General features: G+C 35.0%; 4 protein-coding genes. 3 read left to right on the forward strand and 1 reads right to left on the reverse strand.

Annotated elements, in window-relative coordinates:
* Positions 1-77 precede the first annotated feature (77 nt).
* The 3 genes from LC115_01220 to LC115_01230 all read left to right on the forward strand — a co-directional run bounded on the left by LC115_01220 (position 78) and on the right by LC115_01230 (position 2490).
* On the forward strand, positions 78-803 hold the full coding sequence (locus LC115_01220) for a transposase (protein ID MCZ2355301.1): 726 nt from the start codon (positions 78-80) through the stop codon (positions 801-803).
* Between the two features lie 72 nt (positions 804-875).
* Positions 876-1472 (forward strand): DUF6088 family protein, encoded by a 597-nt coding sequence (locus tag LC115_01225; protein MCZ2355302.1) that lies wholly within the window; start codon positions 876-878, stop codon positions 1470-1472.
* Positions 1465-2490: a nucleotidyl transferase AbiEii/AbiGii toxin family protein gene (locus tag LC115_01230; GenBank protein ID MCZ2355303.1), complete on the forward strand. Its 1026-nt coding sequence runs from the start codon at positions 1465-1467 to the stop codon at positions 2488-2490. Before LC115_01225 ends, LC115_01230 begins: the two co-directional genes overlap by 8 nt.
* Positions 2491-2539: 49 nt before the next feature.
* Here LC115_01230 and LC115_01235 read toward each other — a convergent pair whose 3' ends face one another.
* Positions 2540-2695, reverse strand: a complete 156-nt coding sequence (locus LC115_01235) for a hypothetical protein (GenBank protein MCZ2355304.1) — start codon at positions 2693-2695, stop codon at positions 2540-2542.
* Positions 2696-2782 lie beyond the last annotated feature (87 nt).

The following is a 2782-nucleotide window of genomic DNA, read 5'->3' on the forward strand; positions in this document are numbered from 1 at the left end:
ACGGGAGAAAATTTGGGCTTTTTTAAAAATTTAGAGGTTATGCAACGCGCTCAAAATATGAAGAAACATACAATGAGATTATCAAAAAAATGAGCCAATCAAAATTAGTTCACATTGATGAAACTATTGCACGAATTAGCGGTATTGACGGATATGTTTGGGTTTTTGCAAACTATGACTGCGTATATTACCTTTTCAGAGAAACGAGAGAACCAGAGTTTTTAAAAGAGTTATTACAAGATTTTAAAGGTGTTTTGGTTTCTGATTTTTACACGGGTTATGATTCCTTAGAATGTGAACAACAAAAGTGTTTAGTTCATTTAATAAGAGATTTGAATGAAGATTTTATGAAACATCAGTTAGATGAGGATTTTAAGCAGATAATATCAGAATTTGGGAATCTTCTACGAAATATTATTGCAACGATTGACAAATATGGATTAAAGCAGTTTCATCTGAATAAGCACAAAAAAGAAGTAGAAAAATTTTACAAAAAAGTCATTTTGCAAGAGTTTGAATCTGATTTGGCAATATCCTATCAAAAACGATTTGTCAAATACAAAGAGAAGTTATTTATGTTTCTAAATCAAGATGGCATTCCTTGGAACAACAATAATGCAGAACATTCCATCAAACCATTTGCCAAATGGAGAAAGAAAATCAGCAAAAGTCTTACAAAGAAAAACATAGAACATCATTTGATTTTACTTTCAATACTGCAAACTTGTAAATATCAAGGTATCAATTTCTTTGACTTTTTAAAATCGGGAGAAAAGAGCATTTATGAATATTCAGAAAAGTAGTCAATTCAATTTTTACAGAAATTGAATTGTCGCAAATATTTACTAAATTTGCGACAAGATTGAAGTATAAAAATGTCCAAAAGCATTGAAATTAGAGTATTAGAAAAGATAAAGCGAAGCCCGAAAGGAACGCTTTTCTTTGTAGATAGTTTTGCTTCGATTGGCAATGCCAAAGCGATAAACAAGGCATTAGAACGCTTGGTAAAATCGGCAGAATTAGAAAGAGTTGCCACAGGCATTTATGTTCGTCCTATCATTGATGATTACATTGGGAAGGTTTTACCAAGCATTGAAGAAATTGCCATTGCCATTGTCAAAAGAGACCGAGCTACAATAGTTCCGACAGGCAGTTATGCAATGTATAAATTGGGTTTAACAACACAATTTCCGTTAAACATTGTTTTCTATTCTGACACATCGGCACGAAAAATTAAAATCGGCAAACAAACTATTACGTTTAAAAAAGCAAGTTCAAAAAACCTTTCTTTCATTGGAGAAATAAGTATGTTGGCAATTCAGGCATTGCGAACAATTGGAAAAGACAACATAACCAATGAAGACACAAAACAGATAAAAAACATTTTGAAAAACGAAAATCCGAAACACTTGCAACACGATTTACTGTTAGCACCTGTTTGGATTAGAAAATTGATTGCAACCGATGAATAAGTTCACACATGTACAAGAGTGGTTTCAGTTACCTGATGAAACCAAAATCAGATTGTTTGCAGAAACAAGCCGACAAATTGGTTTGCCGTCTTCGTCTGCATCAGAAAAAGATTGGTGGGTTGTTCATACATTGGCAGTAATTTTTTCAATGGATTGTGCTAATGCTTTAATTTTCAAAGGTGGAACATCATTAAGCAAAGGTTGGAATTTGATACAACGTTTTTCAGAAGATATTGATTTGGCTTTAGACAGAGAGTTTTTAGGTTTCAAAGGCGAATTATCTAAACAAGATATCAAAAAACTAAGAAGAAAATCGTTTCAATTCATCACAGAAGTTTTTACCGAAGAACTAAAGAAAAAGTTTGTTGAATTAGGTTTCAAAGATGTAAAAGTAAAATATCGTGAAGTAGAAAATCACGACCAAGACCCTTTAATTATAGAAATTTACTACAACAAGCTAACTGAAACAGATACTTATTTGAAACCTGGTGTCTTGGTAGAAGTTGGTAGTCGTTCATTGAAAGAGCCATTTACACAAAGAACTTTTGGAACATTTACTTCCCAAATCTATTCAGACAATCCTTTTACTGATAATCCAATAACCATTCCTGTTGTAAATCCTGAACGGACGTTTCTTGAAAAGATATTTCTACTGCATGAAGAATTTCAGAAACCGCAAGACAAAATACGAGTGGAACGACTTAGCCGACATCTTTACGACATTGAAAAGTTGAGCCAAACAGATTATGCAAAAATAGCATTGCAAGATACCGAACTTTACAACACAATCGTAAGACATCGCAGTAAATTCACAGCAATTTCGGGCATTGACTACGGTAAGCACAATCCTGCAAACCTCAGATTTATTCCGCCTGAAACCATTATAAAAAAGTGGGAAGCGGACTACGAAGAAATGAAAGGCAGTATGATATACGACAATCCACTATCATTTAACGAAATGATAAAACGCTTGGCAGAATTACAGAAACGAATAAACAAAATACGGGCAGATGAATAAAAGAACGGGGCATAACAAACGGTTTTGCAATATGGCGGGTGAAGTGCTATTATGAAGCATTTGTACAAGGTTCAACAGCAGTAATTCTATTGAACTTTGGTGCTGAAATGCCGCCACATCGCAAAGCCGCCGGCACGTTGAGCGACATTACGCCTGCGGCGTAGTTTTGTTCTTCGTGTTTTGCTGCGCAAACACTCCCATCCAAAACAAATGTCGCTCAACGCAGCGCTTGACCTAATTTTGTCTAAGATACGCCTGGGCTTTGCGCCGGCTGCGGCTCGCACCGCTCGCC

Source organism: Bacteroidia bacterium (assembly GCA_026932145.1).
GTDB lineage: Bacteria > Bacteroidota > Bacteroidia > J057 > JAIXKT01 > JAIXKT01.

What these genes read in the sequence shown, in the direction of transcription:
- LC115_01225 (MCZ2355302.1), top strand. Translation starts at nt 876, where the DNA reads ATGTCCAAAAGCATTGAAATTAGAGTATTAGAAAAGATAAAGCGAAGC.
- LC115_01230 (MCZ2355303.1), top strand. Translation starts at nt 1,465, where the DNA reads ATGAATAAGTTCACACATGTACAAGAGTGGTTTCAGTTACCTGATGAA.